This window comes from Streptomyces coelicoflavus (genome assembly GCF_045041415.1).
Classification (GTDB): domain Bacteria; phylum Actinomycetota; class Actinomycetes; order Streptomycetales; family Streptomycetaceae; genus Streptomyces; species Streptomyces coelicoflavus.
In genome coordinates this window covers 2,658,770-2,678,047 of the sequence record NZ_CP108218.1, presented here as the reverse complement: position 1 = coordinate 2,678,047, position 19,278 = coordinate 2,658,770, and the positions used below count along the sequence as shown (strand labels likewise).

Annotated in this window: 18 protein-coding genes; 6 read left to right on the top strand and 12 right to left on the bottom strand. The window is 72.7% G+C overall.

What is annotated here, in order from left to right; genetic code table 11:
• Positions 1 to 447: 447 nt before the first annotated feature.
• Positions 448 to 1,425 carry a zinc-binding dehydrogenase gene (locus tag OHA99_RS11645; protein ID WP_366473186.1) on the top strand — a complete coding sequence of 326 codons (978 nt, stop codon included), beginning with the start codon at positions 448 to 450 and terminating at the stop codon, positions 1,423 to 1,425.
• 30 nt (positions 1,426 to 1,455) lie between these two features.
• Here OHA99_RS11645 and OHA99_RS11640 read toward each other — a convergent pair whose 3' ends face one another.
• The 6 genes from OHA99_RS11640 to OHA99_RS11615 all read right to left on the bottom strand — a co-directional run bounded on the left by OHA99_RS11640 (position 1,456) and on the right by OHA99_RS11615 (position 7,772).
• Positions 1,456 to 3,372 carry an anthranilate synthase family protein gene (locus tag OHA99_RS11640; protein ID WP_405695636.1) on the bottom strand — a complete coding sequence of 639 codons (1,917 nt, stop codon included), beginning with the start codon at positions 3,370 to 3,372 and terminating at the stop codon, positions 1,456 to 1,458.
• Entirely contained in the window at positions 3,369 to 4,043 is a 675-nt protein-coding gene (locus OHA99_RS11635) for an isochorismatase family protein (RefSeq protein ID WP_153177951.1), read from the bottom strand. Before OHA99_RS11635 ends, OHA99_RS11640 begins: the two co-directional genes overlap by 4 nt.
• Positions 4,044 to 4,112: 69 nt before the next feature.
• On the bottom strand, positions 4,113 to 4,931 hold the full coding sequence (locus OHA99_RS11630) for a 2,3-dihydro-2,3-dihydroxybenzoate dehydrogenase (RefSeq protein WP_153177950.1): 819 nt from the start codon (positions 4,929 to 4,931) through the stop codon (positions 4,113 to 4,115).
• Between the two features lie 4 nt (positions 4,932 to 4,935).
• Positions 4,936 to 6,144, bottom strand: a complete 1,209-nt coding sequence (locus OHA99_RS11625; RefSeq protein WP_153177949.1) for a 3-deoxy-7-phosphoheptulonate synthase — start codon at positions 6,142 to 6,144, stop codon at positions 4,936 to 4,938.
• Between the two features lie 138 nt (positions 6,145 to 6,282).
• Positions 6,283 to 7,104, bottom strand: coding sequence for a VOC family protein (locus OHA99_RS11620; RefSeq protein ID WP_405695632.1), 822 nt, complete (start codon positions 7,102 to 7,104; stop codon positions 6,283 to 6,285).
• On the bottom strand, positions 7,104 to 7,772 hold the full coding sequence (locus OHA99_RS11615; protein ID WP_153177947.1) for a flavodoxin family protein: 669 nt from the start codon (positions 7,770 to 7,772) through the stop codon (positions 7,104 to 7,106). The genes OHA99_RS11620 and OHA99_RS11615 overlap by 1 nt, the downstream gene beginning before the upstream one ends.
• Before the next feature lie 199 nt (positions 7,773 to 7,971).
• Here OHA99_RS11615 and OHA99_RS11610 point away from each other — a divergent pair, with 199 nt between their 5' ends.
• Positions 7,972 to 8,367, top strand: a complete 396-nt coding sequence (locus OHA99_RS11610; protein ID WP_153177946.1) for a DUF4440 domain-containing protein — start codon at positions 7,972 to 7,974, stop codon at positions 8,365 to 8,367.
• Between the two features lie 61 nt (positions 8,368 to 8,428).
• Here OHA99_RS11610 and OHA99_RS11605 read toward each other — a convergent pair whose 3' ends face one another.
• Both OHA99_RS11605 and OHA99_RS11600 read right to left on the bottom strand, forming a co-directional pair.
• A complete protein-coding gene (locus OHA99_RS11605) occupies positions 8,429 to 9,229 on the bottom strand; it encodes an arylamine N-acetyltransferase (protein WP_153177945.1) in 801 nt (266 codons plus the stop codon).
• 1 nt (position 9,230) lies between these two features.
• Complete coding sequence (locus OHA99_RS11600) at positions 9,231 to 10,232, bottom strand: amidohydrolase family protein (RefSeq protein ID WP_282881330.1); 1,002 nt, start codon at positions 10,230 to 10,232, stop codon at positions 9,231 to 9,233.
• A gap of 299 nt (positions 10,233 to 10,531) precedes the next feature.
• Between OHA99_RS11600 and OHA99_RS11595 the strand changes: the two genes are divergently transcribed.
• The 4 genes from OHA99_RS11595 to OHA99_RS11580 are packed head-to-tail and all read left to right on the top strand — an operon-like array spanning position 10,532 to position 15,120.
• Positions 10,532 to 11,593 (top strand): 3-oxoacyl-ACP synthase III family protein, encoded by a 1,062-nt coding sequence (locus OHA99_RS11595; RefSeq protein WP_164383231.1) that lies wholly within the window; start codon positions 10,532 to 10,534, stop codon positions 11,591 to 11,593.
• Between the two features lie 5 nt (positions 11,594 to 11,598).
• Positions 11,599 to 12,138, top strand: coding sequence for an SRPBCC family protein (locus tag OHA99_RS11590; RefSeq protein WP_165684811.1), 540 nt, complete (start codon positions 11,599 to 11,601; stop codon positions 12,136 to 12,138).
• A gap of 40 nt (positions 12,139 to 12,178) precedes the next feature.
• Positions 12,179 to 13,768, top strand: a complete 1,590-nt coding sequence (locus tag OHA99_RS11585; protein WP_405695631.1) for a class I adenylate-forming enzyme family protein — start codon at positions 12,179 to 12,181, stop codon at positions 13,766 to 13,768.
• A complete protein-coding gene (locus OHA99_RS11580) occupies positions 13,765 to 15,120 on the top strand; it encodes an FAD-dependent monooxygenase (protein ID WP_405695629.1) in 1,356 nt (451 codons plus the stop codon). The genes OHA99_RS11585 and OHA99_RS11580 overlap by 4 nt, the downstream gene beginning before the upstream one ends.
• 91 nt (positions 15,121 to 15,211) lie before the next feature.
• Here the strand turns inward: OHA99_RS11580 and OHA99_RS11575 are convergent, their stop codons facing one another.
• From OHA99_RS11575 to OHA99_RS11560, 4 genes are all read right to left on the bottom strand, one after another.
• Complete coding sequence (locus tag OHA99_RS11575) at positions 15,212 to 16,015, bottom strand: hypothetical protein (protein ID WP_153177939.1); 804 nt, start codon at positions 16,013 to 16,015, stop codon at positions 15,212 to 15,214.
• Positions 16,016 to 16,482: 467 nt separating this feature from the next.
• Positions 16,483 to 17,211, bottom strand: a complete 729-nt coding sequence (locus OHA99_RS11570) for an NAD(P)-dependent oxidoreductase (RefSeq protein WP_153177938.1) — start codon at positions 17,209 to 17,211, stop codon at positions 16,483 to 16,485.
• 70 nt (positions 17,212 to 17,281) lie between these two features.
• A complete protein-coding gene (locus OHA99_RS11565) occupies positions 17,282 to 18,043 on the bottom strand; it encodes a class I SAM-dependent methyltransferase (RefSeq protein ID WP_153177937.1) in 762 nt (253 codons plus the stop codon).
• Positions 18,044 to 18,095: 52 nt separating this feature from the next.
• Positions 18,096 to 19,094: an isopenicillin N synthase family oxygenase gene (locus tag OHA99_RS11560; RefSeq protein ID WP_153177936.1), complete on the bottom strand. Its 999-nt coding sequence runs from the start codon at positions 19,092 to 19,094 to the stop codon at positions 18,096 to 18,098.
• Positions 19,095 to 19,278 lie beyond the last annotated feature (184 nt).

The following is a 19,278-nucleotide window of genomic DNA, read 5'->3' as shown; positions in this document are numbered from 1 at the left end:
ATTCGGTACGCGTGCATTTCTCCCCCTGTTTTGCAGACCTGGGTCGATTGCTCGCAGGAATGGGGAAAGCAGCCGCGCTCGACGCGAAATCCGTACTACGGACCCTGTATTTCCCCCGTGGTCAAGAACTTCAAGGATTCAAACCCACGGCGGGCGTGCGGCGCAAGGTCGTCAAGAGGTCAGGTGGTCATGAACGGGGTCATGTGGGCAGTGCCCGGCCGAGGAACAGTGCGTCCTCGGGAGAACGCGCCGGGAGCACCCGCCGGCCCCCGCGGCCGCGTCGTGCCGGGGTCAGGACGGGTCAGCCGGAGTCAGCGCCCACCGGGTTCGGCCGGGCGTGCACGGCGCCCGGAGCAAGCGGCGTCCACCGGGCGCGGAGTTGACACACTCCGCATCCAGAAGGGGAGTCCGGCACCCGGTGCCGGACGTTCGGGGAGAATGCTCCGCATGCGTGCTGCGTACATCGACGATTTCGGTCCGGCGCACTCCATCCGGTTCGGCACCCTGCCCGATCCCCGGCCGGGCCCGCACGAGGTGCTTGTGGACGTCGAGGCGTCCACCGCCAACCACGTGGACACCTTCATCCGCTCCGGGGCCGTGGAGACGCCGGTCGAGTTCCCCTTCGTCGTCGGGCGCGATCTGGTCGGCCGGGTGGCCGGGACGGGCGCCGCGGTGACCGGTCACGAGACGGGCGACCGGGTGTGGTGCAACAGCATGGGGCACGCCGGACGGCAGGGCGCGGCGGCCGAGCGGGTGGCGGTACCGTCCGACCGGCTCTACCGGCTGCCGGACGGGGTGGACCCCCGTACGGCCGTGACCGTGCTGCACCCCGCCGCCACCGCGTACCTGGGGCTGGTCGTCCACGGCCGGCTCAGGGCCGGGGAGACCGTGGTCGTGGTCGGTGCGGCGGGCAACGTCGGCGCCGCCATGGTGGTCGTCGCGGCCGCGGCGGGTGCCCGGGTGGTGGCCGTGGCCCGCGCCCGGGACGCGGCCTACTGCCGGGGCCTCGGCGCCGTCGCGGTGGTGGACCGCGACGGCGCCGATCCGGAGGGCCGGCTGGCACGCCTGTGCCCCGAGGGCGTCGACGTCTACGCGGACGCCGCCGGGGCCAACGACCTCGCCACCGCGGTCGGCCTGCTGGCCCGGCGGGGCCGCGTCGTGCTGCTGGCCGGGCTGCACACCGCCCCGGTACTGCCCGTCGGACCGCTGTACGTCGGCGACGGCTCCGTCGTCGGGTTCGCCATCACCGGAGCCTCCGTGGGCGAGCTGGCCGAGGCGGCGGCCCGCGTCAACGAACTGCTCGCCGCCGGACGGCTGCGGCCCCGGGCGACGACGGTGCTCCCGCTGAGTGCCACCGGCGAGGCGCACCGCATGCTGGAGTCGGGCCAACTGCACGGCCGCAGGGTAGTGCTGACCGCGCGGTGACGCCGCTGCGGCCGGGGCCGGCGCGCCGTCTCAGGTGCGCACCGGCCGGCCCGCCCCGCCGAGCGCGCCCGCCAGCAGGGTCCCGAGGATCCGCACCCCGTCCCGCGTGAGCAGCGACTCGGGGTGGAACTGGACCCCGGCGAAGTGCGGGCCCCGCAGCGCGTTCACCTCCCCGGTGGCGGCGTTCCGGGCGACCTCGACCGGGCCGGCCCCCTCGGTGACCGGGCACGCGTTCGCGCAGTACGCCGCGAAGCTGTTGTAGAAGCCCACGCGCTCACGCCGCCCGAACAGCTCGACGTCCTTCTGGACGCCCTGGTGCGGGACGCCCCGGCGCCGCACCGGCAGCCCCAGGCGGTGGCAGAGGACCTGGTGGCTCAGGCAGACGGCCAGGAAGGGCCGGCGCGTCTCCAGCAGCGCGTCCACCGCGGCGTGCAGATGGGCGATCCTGTCCTCGCCGATGTCCAGCGGGCTGCCCGGCCCCGGCCCCATGACGACCAGGTCGTGCTCGGCGAACGCGTACGGCTCGTCGAACCGGCGCACCGTCACGTCCAGCCCGCAGGTGCGCAATTGGTGGGCCATCATCGCGGTGAACGTGTCCTCCGCGTCGACGACCAGCACCCGCCGCCCGGCCAGCGCCGGATGTTCCCGCTCGCCGGGTGCGGGGCCGTCCAGCCAGAAGCGGGCGACGTCGGCGTTCCTGGCGCGCAACGCCGACCGCACCGAGGGGTGCCGGCCCAGCGGGCCCTCCGGCTCGGACCGCAGGGCGTCCAGCAGGGCGGTGGCCTTCGCACGGGACTCCGCCACCTCGGCGTCCGGGTGGGAGTCCCGCACCAGGGTGGCGCCCACCCCGACCGCCATCCGCCCCCGTGCGTCGATGTCGGCGGTGCGGATGAGGATGGCGGAGTCCAGGGTGCGCCCGCCGGAGCCGTCCCGGCCGACGAGCGCGGCGACCCCGCTGTAGTAGCCGCGCCCCTCGGGCTCGTACCGGCTGATCACCCGGCTGGCGCTCTCCAGCGGGCTGCCGGTGACGGTCGGCGCGAACAGGGTGGAGCGCAGGATCTCGCGCACGTCACGGTCGGTGCGGCCCTCGATGACGTACTCGGTGTGGGCGAGCCGCGCCATCTCCTTGAGAAACGGCCCCAGCACCCGGATCCCGCCGTCGCAGAACCGCGACATCATCTTGAGCTCCTCGTCCACCACCATGAAGAGCTCGTACGTTTCCTTGTGGTCCGCCAGGAAGTCCATCACCCCGCCGAGCGTGGGCCCGTCGGCCGGGTAGCGGTACGTGCCGCTGATCGGGTTCATCACCGCCGTGCCCCCCGCCAGGCTCACGTGCCGCTCCGGGCTGGCGCCGACCAGGGTCCGGTCCCCGGTGTGGATCAGGAACGTCCAGTGGACGCCGGTCTCCCGGGACAGCAGCCGCCGGAAGAGGGAGGCGGCCGTCGCGGCGGTGTAGCCGGTGATGTCCGCGACGAAGCGCCGCTTGAGGACGAAGTTGGCACCCGCGCCCGCGCCGATCTCCTCGGCGAGCACCCGGCGCACCAGCCGGGCGTACGCCGCGTCGTCGATGTCGAAGCCCTCGTTCGCGAGCCGGGCGGGGACGTCCGGGATCCGGCCGAGCACCTCGGACCGGTCCAGCACCGCCTGCTCGCGCACGGTCATCGCGAGGAGCGGCCGCCCGTCGTCGGGGGCCGGGAAGCCGCGCTCGGCGAGCTGCCGGTAGGGCACCAGGGCGAGCAGGTCCGCACCCGCGGGCCCGTGCGCCGAGTCGGGCACCGGCAGTTCGGCGATCCGGTCCACGGTCCCGACCGGCCCGGTGAGCACGTCCACCCGGCCGGGTGCGCCCGTCTCCGGTCGGTAGAGGAGCGCGAAGGGGGGAGGGGCGGGCGCCAGCACCCTCTCCAGCAGCGCGAGCGCCGGATCACCGGCCGTCCGCCCAGCGCTCACGAGGCGACCCCCGGCACCGGCGCGTGCCCGCCGAGGAGCGTGCCGCCCACCGCGGGCAGCCCCCGGGCGGTGGCCACGACGGCGCACCGGCCGGCCGCGTAGGCAAGGGCGAGCCGGTGCTCCCGTGCCGAGAAGTCGGCGACCGCGTCGGCCACCAGGAAGGTCTCGATGTCGTGCGAGAAGGCCTCGACCGCGGTCGCCAGGACCCCGACGTGGGCGTAGACGCCGCAGACCACGAGCTGGTCCCGGCCGGCGGCGCGCATCCGCGCCAGCAGCCCGGTCCGGAAGAAGGCGCTGTAGCGCCACTTGGTGAGCCGCCAGTCCTCCCGGCGCGGTGCCAGCTCGTCGACGACGTCCCGGTCGGCAGCGTCCAGGGACATGCCGGCGCCCCAGAAGTCCCGCAGCAGGCCGCGCTGCGGGGCCGTCATCCCTCCGGGCTGCGCCGTGAAGGCGACCGGCACGCCCAGGGCCGCGCACCGCTCGCGCAGCAGTCCGATGTTGCCGACGAGGGCGCCCCGCTGTGCGTCGGCGAAGGGGCGCAGGAAGTAGCGCTGCGCGTCGTGGACCAGCAGAACGGCACGGTCGGGGCACACCCGCCAGCGCGCGGTGTTCGCCGGGAGGTCCTCCTCACCGGGCATCGGGTACTCGGGGATGTGGGAGATCCCGGACATGACGTTTCCTCTCCGTTCCGCTCCGGTGGTCGTGCCGCTCGGGTCCTGCGCGCGCCGTGCGGGGCCTGCTCACACGCCGAGGGCGGCGCCGCCGTCGACCGTGAGGCCGTGCAGGGTGATGTGGCCGGCCCGGTCGGACAGCAGGAACAGCACCGCCGCGGCGACGTCCTCGGGGCTGGCCGTCTTCCCCAGCGGGATGCCCACCCGGAACTCGTCGGCGTTGCCCCGCACCGTGCGCGCGCGGCCGTCGTCGTCCTGCCACATCGACCACAGCATCGGCGTCTCGGTCGACCCGGGGGCCACGACGTTGCAGCGGATGCCGAACCGGGCGACCTCCAGGCCCAGCGACTTGGTGAACATGGTGGCCGCCGCCTTGGACGCGCCGTACCCGGCCATCCTGGCCCGGGGCGTCGCCGCGGCGTTCGATGCGACGGTCACCAGGGCCCCGCGGCCCCGCGGCGCCATCCGCGCCACCACGGCGCGGGAGACCAGGAACACCCCGCCCGCGTTGACCGCGAACATCTCCGCCCAGTCGCCCGGGGTGGTGGCGGCGACCTCCCCGACGTGCAGCAATCCGGCCGCGTTGACCAGGTACTCCACCGGACCCGTCTGCTCCTCGACCGCGTCGACGAGGGCCTCCACCGCGTCGGCGTCGGTCACGTCGGCGGGGTACGCGGTCACCGCCAGGCCCGCTCGGTGCAGCTCGGCGACGGTGTCGCGCAGGCCGTCGCCGTCCCGGTCCACGGCGGCCACCGCCGTGCCCTGCTCGGCCAGCTGGCGCACCACCGCCCGGCCGATGCCCCCCGCGGCACCGGTGACGAGCGCGACCCGGGCCGGGCCGCTTCCCGGTTCCGACGGGGGCGGTTCCGTCGCGGACGTCGATGTCATCGCCTCATCCTCCTGTCGACTGCTGCGGTACGACCGTCCCGGCCGCTCTCGCGAGCGGCCGGGCCCCGCCCCAGGCGTCCAGGACGTCGAGGGCCTGCCCGACGGTGAGACGGGGGTCGCAGAAACTCGTGTAGACCTCGCCCGCCCGGTCGGCCTCCGACTCGTCCAGGACGCACTCCGTGACCCGGTCGGGCGTGGTCTCCAGATGCACACCCCCGGGGAACGCGCCGGCCTCCGCCAGTACGGAGCGGAACTCGTGGACCTCGCGCCGCAGGGTCCGCACGAAGCGGGTCTTGCGGCCCTGCCGGGTGACCACCGTGTTGCCGTGCATCGGATCGGTCAGCCACACCACCGGATGGCCGGCCGCCCGCACCGCCCGCACCAGCGGGGGCAGCCGCTCGGCCACCGTCCCCGCGCCCATGCGCACGATCAGCGTCAGCCGCCCCGGCCGCCGCCCCGAGTCCAGCAGGGCGCACAGCGCCAGCAGGTCGGCGGGCTCCGTCGAGGGGCCCACCTTGACAGCGACGGGGTTGGCCACCTGGGCGAGCAGCGCCGCGTGCGGCCCGTCCACCTGGCGGGTGCGCTCCCCGAGCCAGGGCCAGTGGGTGGAGGAGAGCAGGAGCTCCCCCTCCGGCGTGCGGCGCAGCAGGGGCACCTCGTAGTCGAGGACCAGCGCCTCGTGGCTGGTCCACACCGGCTGGTCGATACCCGTGACGCGGGCCCGACCGAGGTGGCTCATCATCTCGGCGGCCGCCATGTACCCGGTGACCAGGCGCAGCGGGTCGGCGCGCCGTTCCTCGGGGTCGGGAGCCGGGCCGTTGACCAGGTGCCCGCGGTAGACCGGCAGTTCGACGCCGCCCTCCCGCTCGGTCGGCCGGGACCTCGGCTTCGCGAACTGGCCGGCCATCCGGCCCACTCGCAGCACCGGACGCCCCCCGGCCAGCTTCATCGCGCCTGCCAGCAGGTCGAGCACCGCCACCTTCCGGGCGATGTGGTCCCGCGTGCACTCCGTGGGGTCCTCGGCGCAGTCACCGGCCTGTACGACCTCGGCCCCGCCCTCGCTGACGAGCGCCAGGTGGGCCAGTAGCGTGCGGACGTCCTCGGCCCGGACCAGCCCGGGGCGCTCAGCCAGGGCCTCCCGGGCGCGCACCACCTGGGAGCGGCTCTCCCAGTCCGGTTGCTGTCGTGCTTTTTCCAGCGGTATCGGAAGCATGTCACTGATCAAGGCTGGCTCCAGCTTTCGCACGGCGACCGGACACGGCTCCACCCTGGTGCTTCGGCGGGGGTCGCCCAAGGCAATGGCGAACCGGTTCGTCAGGTCGCCCCGAATCTGTCAGTTGCCCGCGGGTTTTCACGGGGCCGCGCACGCGTCGGCGGCGGTGCCCCCTCCGACCTCGAGCACGTCGAACGCCGTCCCCTGGGGGTCCGCGACCCGGGCGCGGGTGCCGTGGCGGCCGGGTACCGGCCCCTCGGACACGGTGCCGCCCAGTTCGGTGACCCGGACCAGGGCCGCGGCGAGGTCCTCGACCCCGAAGGACACCTCCCACCGGGAGGACGCCGTCCCGCCGGGCCCGGCCGCGACCGGGCCCACGTCGGCCACCGGAGCGCCGTCCAGGTCCAGGGTGGACCACGTGCCGCCGGTGTCGGTGCGGCGGCCCACCGAGTGTCCGAACACGGTCGCGCAGAAGGCCAGGGACGCGCCCACGTCACGGCTCACGCAGTGGTACCGGACGACCGCGCCCGGCACCCCCATGACCTCGGCGCCGTGATACGCGTACGCCTGCCACACGGCGAACCGGCACCCGGCCGGGTCCTCGGCGACGGCGAACCTGCCGTGGGTGCCCACGTCGCACGGCGCCAGCAGGAGGACGCCGCCCGCCGCGGTGACCCTCGCCGCCGCGGCGTCCGCGTCGGCCACGGCGAAGCAGACGAGCCAGACCGGGGGGCCCGCCGCCGTCCCGCCGGGCTCCTCGGGCCCGATGTCGGCGACGGCCCGGTCCTCCAGACGTGCCGTCAGGTAGTGGTCGTAGGCGGGCCCGTGGTCGAAGAAGGTCCAGCCGAACAGCTTGCCGTAGAAGGCGGAGGCGGCCGCCGGGTCGGGCAGCCGCACCTCCACCCAGCACGGGGTGCCCTCCGGCCAGGGGGAGTCCCGCACCTGCGCCCCGGGACGCATCAGATGTCCAGGCCGAAGGTCCGCAGCCGCTCGTCGCTCACCATGGTGATCCCCGGCTCGGGCCGCAGCCCCCGCACCAGCGCACCGGCGACCTGGAGGGTGCGCAGCGTCTGGTACTCGATGGCGCCGAGGTTGTCCTCGGTGACGCTGTTCGCCTCGTGCCGGGAGATCGTGCCGGTGCCGTACGGGGCGCCGTTGCCCGGCCGGTGGAGGACGGCGGCGGCCGAGCCGTTGGGCACGATCACCGCACCCCAGTGGCAGAAGGTGTTGTGCAGGGCGAGGATCGCCGTCTGCTGGCCGGCGTGCGGCATGGAGCCGGAGGCGAAGGCGGACACCGCCTTGTCCATCAGCCTGCCGGGTATGGCGACGGGACCCGTGTGGTCGATGAAGTTCAGGATCTGCGGGGCCGGCAGACCGTAGTGGACCGGAGTACCGATCATGATCGCGTCGGCCCACAGCAGGTCGTCCAGGTCCGCGTCCGGGACGTCCGCCGTGACGGTCCCCAACTCGTCGTAGGCCTTCCGGTCCAGGATCATCGGCGAGGGCAGCTCGGGTGCCTTGCGGACACGGACCTCGGCGCCCGCGTCCAGCGCCGTTTTCGCGGCCCTTTCCACGAGCTGATAGGTGTTTCCGCTGCGAGAATGGAAGAGAAGCGTGAGCGTGGTCAAGACAAACTCCCTGTCGGCCGGTTCGGACGTTTCGGAAGACGGGTGGGTTCTGCATCATGTCGTCGTGCCGAAAGGCCGGGCCACGGTTTGTTCCGGCATCTGTCAGGTCCGAAACGGGGAATTGCACCGGCCGCGCGGAGCTGACAGAGATGGCCGGCGCCCGCTGCCCCCGGGCCGCACCGGCTGTTCTACTGCCCCCATGAATGAGCCTGCGACCGACCGCCTGCCCGTCGAACCGGCCGACCTGCCGCACGTATTCGCCGCGGCCTTCAACTCGCGCGACGTCGAGTTGCTCGACGCCCTCTTCGAACCGGAGGCACTCCACGTCGTGCGGCCCGGCGAGACCTCCGCGGGGGAACGGCGGCGCGCCGCGCTCCCCGAGGTGGTGCGGACCCGCGTCCCGATCACCGTGGCGCTGCGCCAGGTGTACGTGGTGGGGGACACGGCGCTGCTGATCAACGACTACGTCCACGACGGCACGGGGCCGAACGGTACCCCCGTGCACACCGCGGGCACCGCCACCGACATCGCCCGCCGGGGCTCGGACGGGTACTGGCGCTACCTCATCTCCAACCCCTCCGGAACGGCGTCCTGAACCGCCGCACGCGCGAACGCCCCGCCCCCGTAAGGGGAGCGGAGCGTCCGCGCACGGTCGGTCAGTCGAAGGACATCGGCACCGTGGTGGCACGCGACGACTTCACGGGCATGCGCTCCAGCCGGATTCCGAACCACTTGTCGTACGCCTCGCGGATCTCGTCCTCGCCGGTCAGCCGCCGGCTCTCCCGCTCGGTGCCGACGACGCGGACGAACTGGTCCTCCTTCAGAGTGACCCGGCCGTTCTCGGTCGGCAGGGAGCAGAACAGGTTCTGCAGGAAGGGGGATTCCGGGGCGGTCCGGTACCACCACAGGGTGGGCCCGAAGTCGTCGATCTCGCACGGCACTCGGTACACCCGGTACTGCGGGGTGCCGTCGAGGCCCACGTCGAAGCCGCCGTCGTCCGCCCGTACGACGCGGAACCGGCCGTGCGGGTCCTGCTGCTCCTCCTCGGTGTCCAGCGCCAGCGGGTACCTGCTGTTGCGTCCGAATCCCACGTCGACCAGCCAGTCGCGGTCGTCCGCCCGCACCCGGAGCGCGAGGTGGCACAGGGGCGCGGTCAGCCGGCCCCTGATCCACACCCGGCCCGGCAGCACCGAGACCTCGTAGCCCAGGCTGCGCAGCAGGAACATCAGCGCGGGGTTCACCTCGTAGCAGCCGCCTCCCCGGGACTGCGTGACGATCTTGTCGACCACCCGCTCGTCCATGAGGATCTCCTCACCGAGGTGGTAGCCCAGGTTCTCGAAGGGCACGGAGAGCAGATGGCGGGCCTGGAGGTGCCGCAGCGACTCCAGGTCGGCCGCGGCCGGGCGCCGCGCCGCGATGCGTTCCAGATATGCGTCGACCGTCGTGTCGGCGAGCACGTCAACAGCCCTCCTGTCGTTCGTGGGCGAATCGTGGGAAGAGCTCGACGGCGTTGCCGAACTCGATGCGGGCCAGCTCGTCCGGCGTGAACCCGCCCTGGTCGACGACGTACCGCCCGCCCTCCGTGCTGAAGGACTCCGGCATGAACGGGTAGTCGGAGCCGACCAGGAGCCGGCCCGCGCCGGACAGCGACCGCACCGGCCCGAAGGCGTACGGATCACCCACCATGGCGGTGTCGGTGTACAGCCGCCGCAGGTAGCCGATCGGGTCCTCGGGCAGCCGCTCCGCCAGATCGGCGCGGATCAGCGGACCGCAGGCCAGCCGTGCCGCGTAGTACGCCAGGCCGCCGCCGCCGTGCGAGAGGATCATCCGCAGCCCCGGATGCCGCTCCAGCGTGCGGTTGTACAGGAGTTGGGCGGCCAGCCGCACGGTTTCGAACGGGAACTCGCACAGCGAGGCCGGCAGGCCGAAGGCGGGCTGCTCGACGGGCGGCGCCGTCGGATGGACGAACAGGGGCGTGCCCCGTCGCGCCGCCTCGGCGTGGAAGGCGTCCAGCGCCGGGTCCCCGACGTACGTCCCGCCGTAGTGGGTGACCAGGCCGACGCCGTCCAGACCGAGGACGTCGACGCTGAACGCGAGTTCCTCAAGGGCCGCGTCCACGTGCGGCAGGGGCAGCACCGCGAACGCGCCGATCCTGCCGGGGTGACGCGCCACCAGTTCGGCGAGCCCCTCGTTGATCCGGCGGGCCATCCGGGCGCCCGTCGCCGCGTCCACAACGGGCACCCCGGGCCAGACGTTGACCACGGCCCCGCGAATGCCCTGGCGGTCCATCATGGCGAGGCTCTTGCCGATCTCCCAGCGCGGTCTGTCGACACCGGGCAGGGTGGAGGCGGCTCCTGTTCTCCTCAATTCGGCGACATAGAATTCCGGAATGACGTGGTGATGCACGTCGATGGCTCCGGACCAGGGCCGCTGTGTCGCCGGGTGTTCGCTCGTCCCCATCAGAATCCCTTGTTAGGACGGCCACCGTGTCGGCGCACCACGTTAAGCCGGGCCGCCGGCGGACGCGACGGGCGGCGGGGAAATCTGTCACCTTTCTCCGTGCCCGCGAAATCGACGCCGAGAGCGGGGACCCGACGTTTTCCGCGCCACGAGCGCGGATCTGACATTTTCCGCCGGAATTCCTGGGACGCCCGGTGGACCCTTGGCTAGCGTCCGCCACGGACCCTTGAACCCGGACGCCGCGCCCGCTCCCCTCCCGGTGGAGCGCGCGCACGGCGACGAACCGAAATGAGCCCAGCATGGCCCCTCGCGCAGCCCCGGCCCGTGACGCGGTCGGCATCCTAGGCACCGGTTCCTGCCTCCCCGGGAAGGTGGTCACCAACGACGAGGTCGGAACACCGGCCGGTGTCACCGACGAGTGGATCAGCCGCAAGACCGCCATCCACGAACGCCGCTGGGCCACGTCGGACGAGGCCACCTCCGACCTGGCGGCGACGGCGGCGCGCGCCGCCCTGACCGACGCCGGGATCCGCCCCGCCGAGGTCTCCCTGGTACTGGTGGCCACGTCCACCCCGGACTCCCCCCAGCCACCCACCGCCACCGCGGTCGCCGCCGAACTGGGCGTTCCCGCGGGCACCCCGGCGTTCGACATCAACGCGGTCTGCAGCGGCTTCGTCTTCGCGCTGGCCACGGCGGAGCGCATGATCCGCGGCACCCGCGGCCACGCCCTCGTCGTCGGCGCCGACATCTACTCCCGGACCCTCGACCCGACGGACCGCCGCACCGTCGTACTCTTCGGCGACGGCGCCGGAGCCGTCGTGCTCGGCCCCTGCGAGGGGGCCGGAGTGCTCGCCACCGAGCTGGCCACCTTCCCGCGGGAGCGCGACCTCATCCGGGTCCCGGCCGGCGGCTCCCGCATCCCTGCCTCCCCGGCCTCACTGGAACAGGGCCTCCACTACTTCGCCATGGACGGCCCGGCCGTGCGCCGCTTCGTGGAGAGCCGGGTCGGGCCCCTGATCCGCGCCTTCCTCGACCGGCACCGCCCTGACCGCGCCCGGCGCCTGCACCTGGTACCGCACCAGGCCAACGGCCGGATGATCGAAGCGCTCGCCGCGGACCTCGGCTTCCCCCCGGAGCGCACGCACACCACCGTCCGGCACCTCGGCAACACCGGCGCGGCGTCGGTGCCCATCACCCTGGACGCCGCCGCCGGCCGGATCGCCCCGGGGGACCTCGTGGTCCTCGCCGGATTCGGCGGCGGCATGTCCGCCGGCCTGGCACTGCTCGAATGGCGGCCGGAGCGACCTGACGAACCCCGGCCGCTCTTCCTTGTCCACCCCCGCGACCCCCGGAAAGGCTGACGGCCATGAACGCCGAACCGAACGCCCCCCTCTTCGACATCCGCGTCGAGACACACGTTGCCCGGCCCCCGGAGTTCGTGTACGCCGTGGTGAGCGACCTGCCGCGCTGCCACGAATGGAGCGAGGAATGCACCGGCGGCGAGTGGAGCGGCGGCGAACCCGGCACCGTGGGCGCGGTGTTCCTCGGGCACAACCGGCGCGAGGCCGACGTGGTGGCCTGGGCGCCGGTGGTCCGCGGCGCCTGGGACACGGAGGCCGAGGTCGTCGCGGCCGAACCGGCGCACCGCTTCGCCTGGGCGATGCGCACCCGGGCCGGCCGTGCCCAGGACAGCGTCTGGGGCTACACGCTGAGCCCCGCCCCGGACGGCGGCACCGCACTCGCCCACCACTTCCGGATGGGCGCCCCCACCGAGGGGATCACCGGCATCACCGGCTCCATGAGCGACGACGAGCGGACGGCGTTCTTCACCGAGTGGACGGCCAAGGTCACCTCCGACATGGCCGCCACCGTCGAACGCCTGAAGAAGGCCGTCGAGTCCTCCTGACCCCGCACCTCCACCAGTCGACTCGCATCGAGGCTGACACATGCTTCTGCAGCGCATAGGAAACCGCGGCATCCGCCTGGGCACGCTGCTCGACCGGGCCGCCGCCCGCTACCCGACCAACGTCCTGCTCCTCGACCACGACCTCGACATCGCCCCGGAGCGCGGCAGGAGCCTGGCCGCCACCGACGCCGCCGACCTGGTCGACGACTTCGGCTCCCGCCTCTGGCGGGCCGGGACCCGCCCCGGCGACCACGTGGTGATCCACAAGAGCAACGCGTTCGACATCACCCTGCTCGCCATCGCCACCGTCCGCATCGGCGCCGTACCGGTCCTGCTCTCGCCCCACCTGGACGGGGAGACGGTCGCCGCACTGCTGCGCCGGGTCGACCGGCCCTACCTGCTCACCGACGAGGCGAAGCTGACCGGCTCGCTGCCCGCAGAGGTGTTCGCCCTCAGCCGCCGCGTCCTGCTCGCCTCCGGCCGCCACGAACACGCCACCGCGCTCGCCGACCTGGCCGGAGCGCCGAGGGTGCCGGCGCTCGAGATGCCGCCGGAGCAGCCCACCCTCGTCACCCACACCTCCGGCACGACCGGACTGCCCAAGCTGGCCGTGCACACCGCCTTCGGCCTGGAAGCCCGCTACCGTCCGCAGGCCCTCGCGACCGCGCTGCTGCGCCGGCGCGAACCGGTGGCCTTCCACGTCTCCTTCGTGCACTCACGGCTGTTCACCGCGCTGGCCATCGCACTGCTGCGCGGTTTCCCGGTGGCGGCCCTGGTGGACGCCGACCCGGAGCGGGTCGCGCCGTTCTTCGCCCGGCTGCGGCCCGCGGTGCTGGAGGCCCACCCCAACACGTACATGAGCTGGGAGCGGCTGGCCGCCGACCCGCGCCGGCCCCTGTCCAACGTCAAGTTCTTCAGCAGTACGTTCGACGCCCTGCACCCCCGCACGGTGCGCGCCCTGATCGGCGCCTCCCACCGTCGGTCCGCCAAGTTCGGCCAGATCTACGGTCAGAGCGAGATCGGCCCCTGCGTGGCACGCACCTACGGCCGGAGCCGCTCGCCCGAGGCGGACGGACGCTGCGTGGGCATCCCCTTCCCCGGGATGACGGGGGTCCGGGTGGTCAGCCGCGACGGCCGGCGGCCCACCGCCGCCTCACCCGGCCACATCGAGGTCAGCAGCGACGGCAGGATCCGCACCTACCTCGGCGACCCCGACCGCTTCGCACAGCAGGACTCCGGCGGCTGGTGGCGGATGGGCGACCTGGGCTACCGCACCCGCTGGGGGTGCCTGCACGTGCTCGACCGCGAGGTCGACGAGATCCCCGGGTTCGGCAGCACCCTCTCCGTGGAGGACCGGCTGCTCGGTCGCCTCACCGAACTCACCGAACTGGTGATCCTCGAAGCGGGCGAGGGCCGGCCCGTGCCGGTCGTCTGCACCCGCGACGACCTCCCGCTGGACCGGGTGGCCTGGCGGCGGGCGGTCGCCGACCTGCCGTGGATGGCCCCGCCCGTGCAGTGGCGTCGGGCTGACCTGCCGCAGACGGCGACCACCAAGGTGAAGCGGCTGGAGCTGGCCCACCTGATCGCGTCGGGCGGGCACGAGGACGCCGCCCGCGGGGCCGGGGCATGACGACGGTCGCCGTGGCGGGGGGTGGCATCGGGGGCCTCGCCGCGGCCCTCGCCCTCGCCGCCCGTGGACACCGGGTCGTGGTGTGCGAACGCGCCGCCGAGTTCGTGGAACTGGGCGCCGGCATCCAGCTCGCCCCGAACGGCATGCACGCGCTGCACCGGCTGTGCCTGCTGGACGCCGTACGGGAGATCGCCGTACCGGTGCCCGAACTCCGCTTCATGGACGGCCTCCTGGACCGGCACGTGACCAGCGTGCCGCTCGACGACCGGTACCGGGCCCGGTTCGGCAACCCCTACGTCGTCGTGCACCGGGGCGACCTCCACCGGCTGATGCTGCGCGCCTGCCGTGACCACCCCGGCATCGTGCTCCGTGCCTCCTGCCCCGTAGTCGGCTACTCCCACACCGGGACGGCCGTGCGGGTCCGGCTGGCGCACAGTGAGCACCTGGTCGCGGACGCCCTGGTCGGAGCCGACGGGCTGCACTCCGCCGTACGCGCCCAGCTGGTCGGGGACGGTGCCCCGCGCAACGCCGGTATCACCGTGTACCGCTCGCTCGTCCCGATGGAGCACGTACCGCCCGACCTGCGGCACCCCGCCGTCACCTGGTGGGCCGGCCCCGGCCGCCACTTCGTGCACTACCCGATCGCCGGCGGCCGGCTGCTCAACCTGGCGCCCAGCGTGGAGAACCAGCCGTCCGAGGTGTTCTCCGGCGTCCCGGTCAGCCCTTCGGTGGTGCGCGGCCACTTCACCGGACTGGCCGAGACCGCGCGGCGGTTGCTCGCCCTCGGTGCGGAGTGGAAGGCGTGGGTGCTGGTCGACCGCGAGCCCGTGCGCACCTGGACCGACGGCCGGGTCGCCCTCCTCGGGGACGCCGCCCACCCGATGCTGCACTACGCGGCGCAGGGCGCCTGCCTGGCCCTGGAGGACGCGGTCGTCCTCGGTGAGGTGCTCGACGGCCCGGCGGCCGGCTTTCCGCAACGGCTGCGCCACTACAACACGGTACGCGCCGAGCGCACCGCCGCGGTGCACCGGGCCGCGCGGGACAGCATCCGGCTGTGGCACGCGCGCGACGAGGCGGCGAGCCGACGCAACACCGCACTCGCGGCGCTGACGGCGGACGACCTGTACGACCATCTCGCCTGGCTGCACGGCGTCTGCGTACCCACCCCCGCGACGAGCAACATGACGACGAGCGGAACGAGGCCGGAGGCGGGTCCCGGGGAGGCGGGCCCGTCCGAGGCCGGCAGTCACACGCTGGGCGGGTACCTCGCCCCGAGCGGGGTGGACGACACGGGCCCAGCGGCCACGGCACCGCCGTCCGGGACGTACACACTGGCGGGCTACCTGGAGTAGGTCCCGCTGGTCCCCGTGGTCCCGGCCGGGCAGGCGACAGGACGCCGTCGCCTGCCGGGGCCGGCGACCCCGGCAGGTTCCGAACCACCCCCTAGCCCGCCCACGGCAGCCGGCTCGGCTTCTCGTGGCGCGGCGGCGTACGTGGCCCCAGCGCGCCCGCCGGTCCCACGCCGCAGACGTGCACGCCCGGTTGGTCGGCCGGTACGGCGGGGGACTTGTCGGCGAAGCGCGCGTACGCCTGGGCCTGATGCGGCACGGACGGCGAGTCCGGCGGACAGGGCAGGGCCTCGTCCGTGCCGACGTCCGCCAGTCTCACCAGGCGCTGGGCGTCCTGCTTGTTGCCGCACCGGGAGAGGTGACGGCTCAGACTTGAGAGCACGCGCGCCCCCTGGCCGCGGTCACCGGCGAGACTCGATGCGCGCAACGCCGCCAGCAGGTAGTGCTGGCAGCGGGCGTGGTGCCCCTGGTTCTCGGTCAATCGACCCGCGAGCTGCGCCAGTTCGGCGATGGCGCCGAACAGCCGCCCGCCCGTCGGCGCGTCGTAGGCGGTGCTCTCGGCCATCCGCAGCGCCCAACGGAGCTCGTGCACCACCCAGTTCATGACCAGGCCGTCGTCCTCGGCGTCGCCCACCTCCCGCAGCCGCGCGATCCGGCTGGCCAGGATGTCCACCATCTCGGTGGAGAGCCCCGCGCCCGACGAACGAGCCGACATGGGCCTGCTCCCGGCCGTCAGCCAGTCCACGGCGAGGGAGACCAGCACGGCACCGGGCACGGGCTCCGTCGGCCACGGGGCCCCTCCGGGAGTGTCCTGCCGCTCCAGCAGGGGCCGCAGCAGGCGGCCGACGTGCTCCTCGGTCCAGGGAGGGCCGAGGGCCGCGTCCCGGAAGCCGTCCAACTCGGTGCAGGGCCGGCGCCCGGGCCATATTTGGCCGATACCTATCGTTCTGCCGAGATGGTCCGAGAGGATGGCGGCAACGAAGCCCGGAACCTGGCCGCGGGGGAAGGCCCCTTTCGCCCAGCCATACGGTGCCTTCAAACTGACGGTGTTTTCGCCGTACCTTCTGTTGATTTCCCGCGCCAGCCGCTCGGGCGACCACCGCAGGGTTTCGAGGAATACCGCGAGCTGTGATCCCTTGTGCACCGGTGCATCGCCCCCTGGAAGTGCTCCCGGATCCATGGTCAGATGGTTCCGTACGGTCTACCCAACAGGTCTCTTCCAGTCTTATCACGGTGTTTCGCAAGTGGGTAGGAATTAAGCCGGTGCGGGATCCCGTCGAACTTCGAGAAGAAGATGTGAAAATGCGCGCGCCGACGGCACCACCCATTACCGGGTGGTGCCGTCGCGCCATGCGTGGCCGAATCCTACTTGTGGTCCCAGGCTCCGATCCGCAGGACTTCCTTTTTCAGTACGTCACCGAAAGTCGGCACACCCTCCGTCGTGAAAACCGAGACCACCGAGCGGACGTGGGAGCCTTCTGTCGTCGCGCGCAGCAGCGAATGGGCGAGATCGATGCGGGACGTGTACAGGCCCGGCGACTGCGGCGGACCGAAGTGGTAGTCGCTGACCACGTCGGTGTTGTACAGCGCGGACGGCCGGACGATCGTCCAGTCGAGCTCGGTCGCGCGCACGATCTGCTCCATGCGGAGCATGTCGTCGTACAGGGTCCGGCCGAGCCGGGTCAGGAACGGGTAGAGCAGCCTGCGGTACATGAACCGCTCGTACGGCGGCTTCTCGCCCGCCGACCGGGGCGCGTGCACCGCCAGCAGCCGGGATGTCACCGTGACCAGCCGCTTGGTGCCGTGCAGGGCCATCGCGTCGGTGATGTGGGTGATGCCGCGGGACAGCACCGTGACCGGCCCGCGCTGGTAGGGGACACCGAGGATGGAGACGACCGCGTCGTTGTCCTCCACCGCCCTCTCGACCGCCGCCCGGTCGTACACGTCCACGGCCTCCACCCGCAGCAGCGGCCCGGACAGCGGGAACGCCTCGGGCCGGCGGACCGCGGCGGTCACCGTGTGACCCGCGGCGAGCGCCTGCTCCGTGAGATGGCGCCCGGTGGAACTGTTCGCTCCGAACACAGCGAGCTTCAATGGGATTCTCCGTCTCGAAGGTTCTCCGTCTCGAAGAGGTGCCGGCCGTCCGGGCAGGCGCACCGGACCGCTACGGCTTGGTCGCCGTGTAGAGCGCGAACGGGGGATTGGCGACGAAGTCGGCCCAGTACCCCTTCTCGGACATCCCGGCGGGGTGCCCCGGGGCACGGTTCCCGTGACGCCGGACCTCGGTGAGACCGGCCTTCTCCATGGCCGCCTCCGTGGTGCCCGCCGGCCAGAAGAAGCCGTCGAAGCCCACGCGCGGTTCGACGTCCATCTCGATGTGGATGACCTGGCGGTCGCCGTGCTTCCCCTTCGGTGTGATGGAGAGGCCGTAGCGCGGGTAGACCGCCATCCTCTCCAGGTCGATGTCCGGGTTGGAGCAGAGCGCGACCATCGTCCCGCCGCTCACCAGGTTCGCGGCGCAGCGCGACACCATCTCGTGGTACTCGTCGGCGTCCTTCGCGTGCACGAACGCCCAGATCGGAGCGACCACGTCGAACTCGCCCAGCGTGGGCAGCTCTGCCGCGTCGACCGCGTCGTACGTGATGCCCAGCGGCGCCTCCGCCTCGATCCGGCGGGCGACGTCGACCATGCTCTCCTCGATGTCCACGCCGACGACGCGCTCGGCACCGAGCCGCTTGAACATCCGCGAGTAGTAGCCGGTGCCGCACGCGACGTCCAGGACGCGCCGGCCCGTGAGATCGGGGAGCCCGGAGAGCAGCGTTTCCCGCTCGCAGAAGGCGTACGGCAGGTTCTTGACGTTGTCGTACTGCGTGCTCGATGCCTGGTACTGCTCACTGATCCGGTCGTGATGGACGCTCTTGTTCATCTCTCCGTACCTTTCTGCTCTGCCGGGCTGCGGGCAGGAATGAGCCGGGACGTCAGGTGAAGATCTTCTGGACCTTGCGCGACACCCACTCGCTGACGGTGACCGTGTCGAACCGCTCCACGGCGGGTGAGTCGGTGAAGGGGCGCATCGGTTCGATGGAGGCGTCGTGGTTGGGGAGGTAGAAGAAGGGGATGGTGAGGCGGGAGGTGGTGTCGCCGTGGGCGGGGTTGGCGACGCGGTGCATGGTGGAGACCCAGCGTCCGCCGGTCCACAGGGCCATGAGGTCGCCGATGTTGACGACGAAGCTGTTGGGGATGGCGGCGACGTCGCGCCAGGTGTCCTCGTCCTGGAGGACCTGGAGTCCGCCGCGGTCGTCCTCCTGGTAGAGGATGGTGAGGCTGCCGAAGTCGGTGTGCGGGCCGCGGCGCCACTGGCCGGGCAGGGGCGGGGTGAGTTGCGGGGGGTAGTAGTTGACGGCGACGGACGAGCCGTGGTGGTCGAACTTGTCGTCGAAGAAGTCCTCGTCGAGGTCGAGGGCGAGGGCGAACAGCCGCATGAGGTCGGCCGCCAGCTCGCTCATCGCCGCCATGTAGTCCTGCCAGGCGGCCCGGAAACCGGCGGGGTTGTCCGGCCACACGTTGCGGTGCGTCCAGCTCGCCCACTGGTCGCCGAGCCGGCCGCGCGCCTCGTCGCTCAGCTCGCCGGTCACGTGCGCCGCGTAGGTCTCGCACAGGTCGGGCGGCGTCTGCCGGTCGAGGCTGCGCGCCAGCGTGCCGCCGGCCCGGCGATAGCCGGACACCCCCGGGCGGGAGGCGACCAGGTCCTTCTCGTCCTCGGGCAGTTTGAAGAAGGCGTTCGTCGTGGTGAACATGCGGTCGACGAGTTCCGGGGAGAGGCCGTGCCCGACGACGATGAAGAATCCGGAACTCCGCAGGGCGCCGCCTATTGCTTCGGCGATCGCGGTGCGGGCCTCGGGGTCCTTGCGTGTGGACAGGTCGATCACCGGGACAAACCCGTCGGTCACGGTGACGGTCTGCTGGGTATTGCTCACGCTTTTCCTTCCCTCTTGAATTCCCGGGCCCTCCGCGACTGTTCCAGGTGAGTGTTCCCGGTGAGTGTTCTGCCCCGACGCTAGGTCCGGGCCGCCGTCGGCCGCCACGGCCGGTCGCCGAATATGTCAACTCAATCGTCTGCCGGAGTGCCGCGATGCGGCCGCGCATTTACTTCGCTATTCC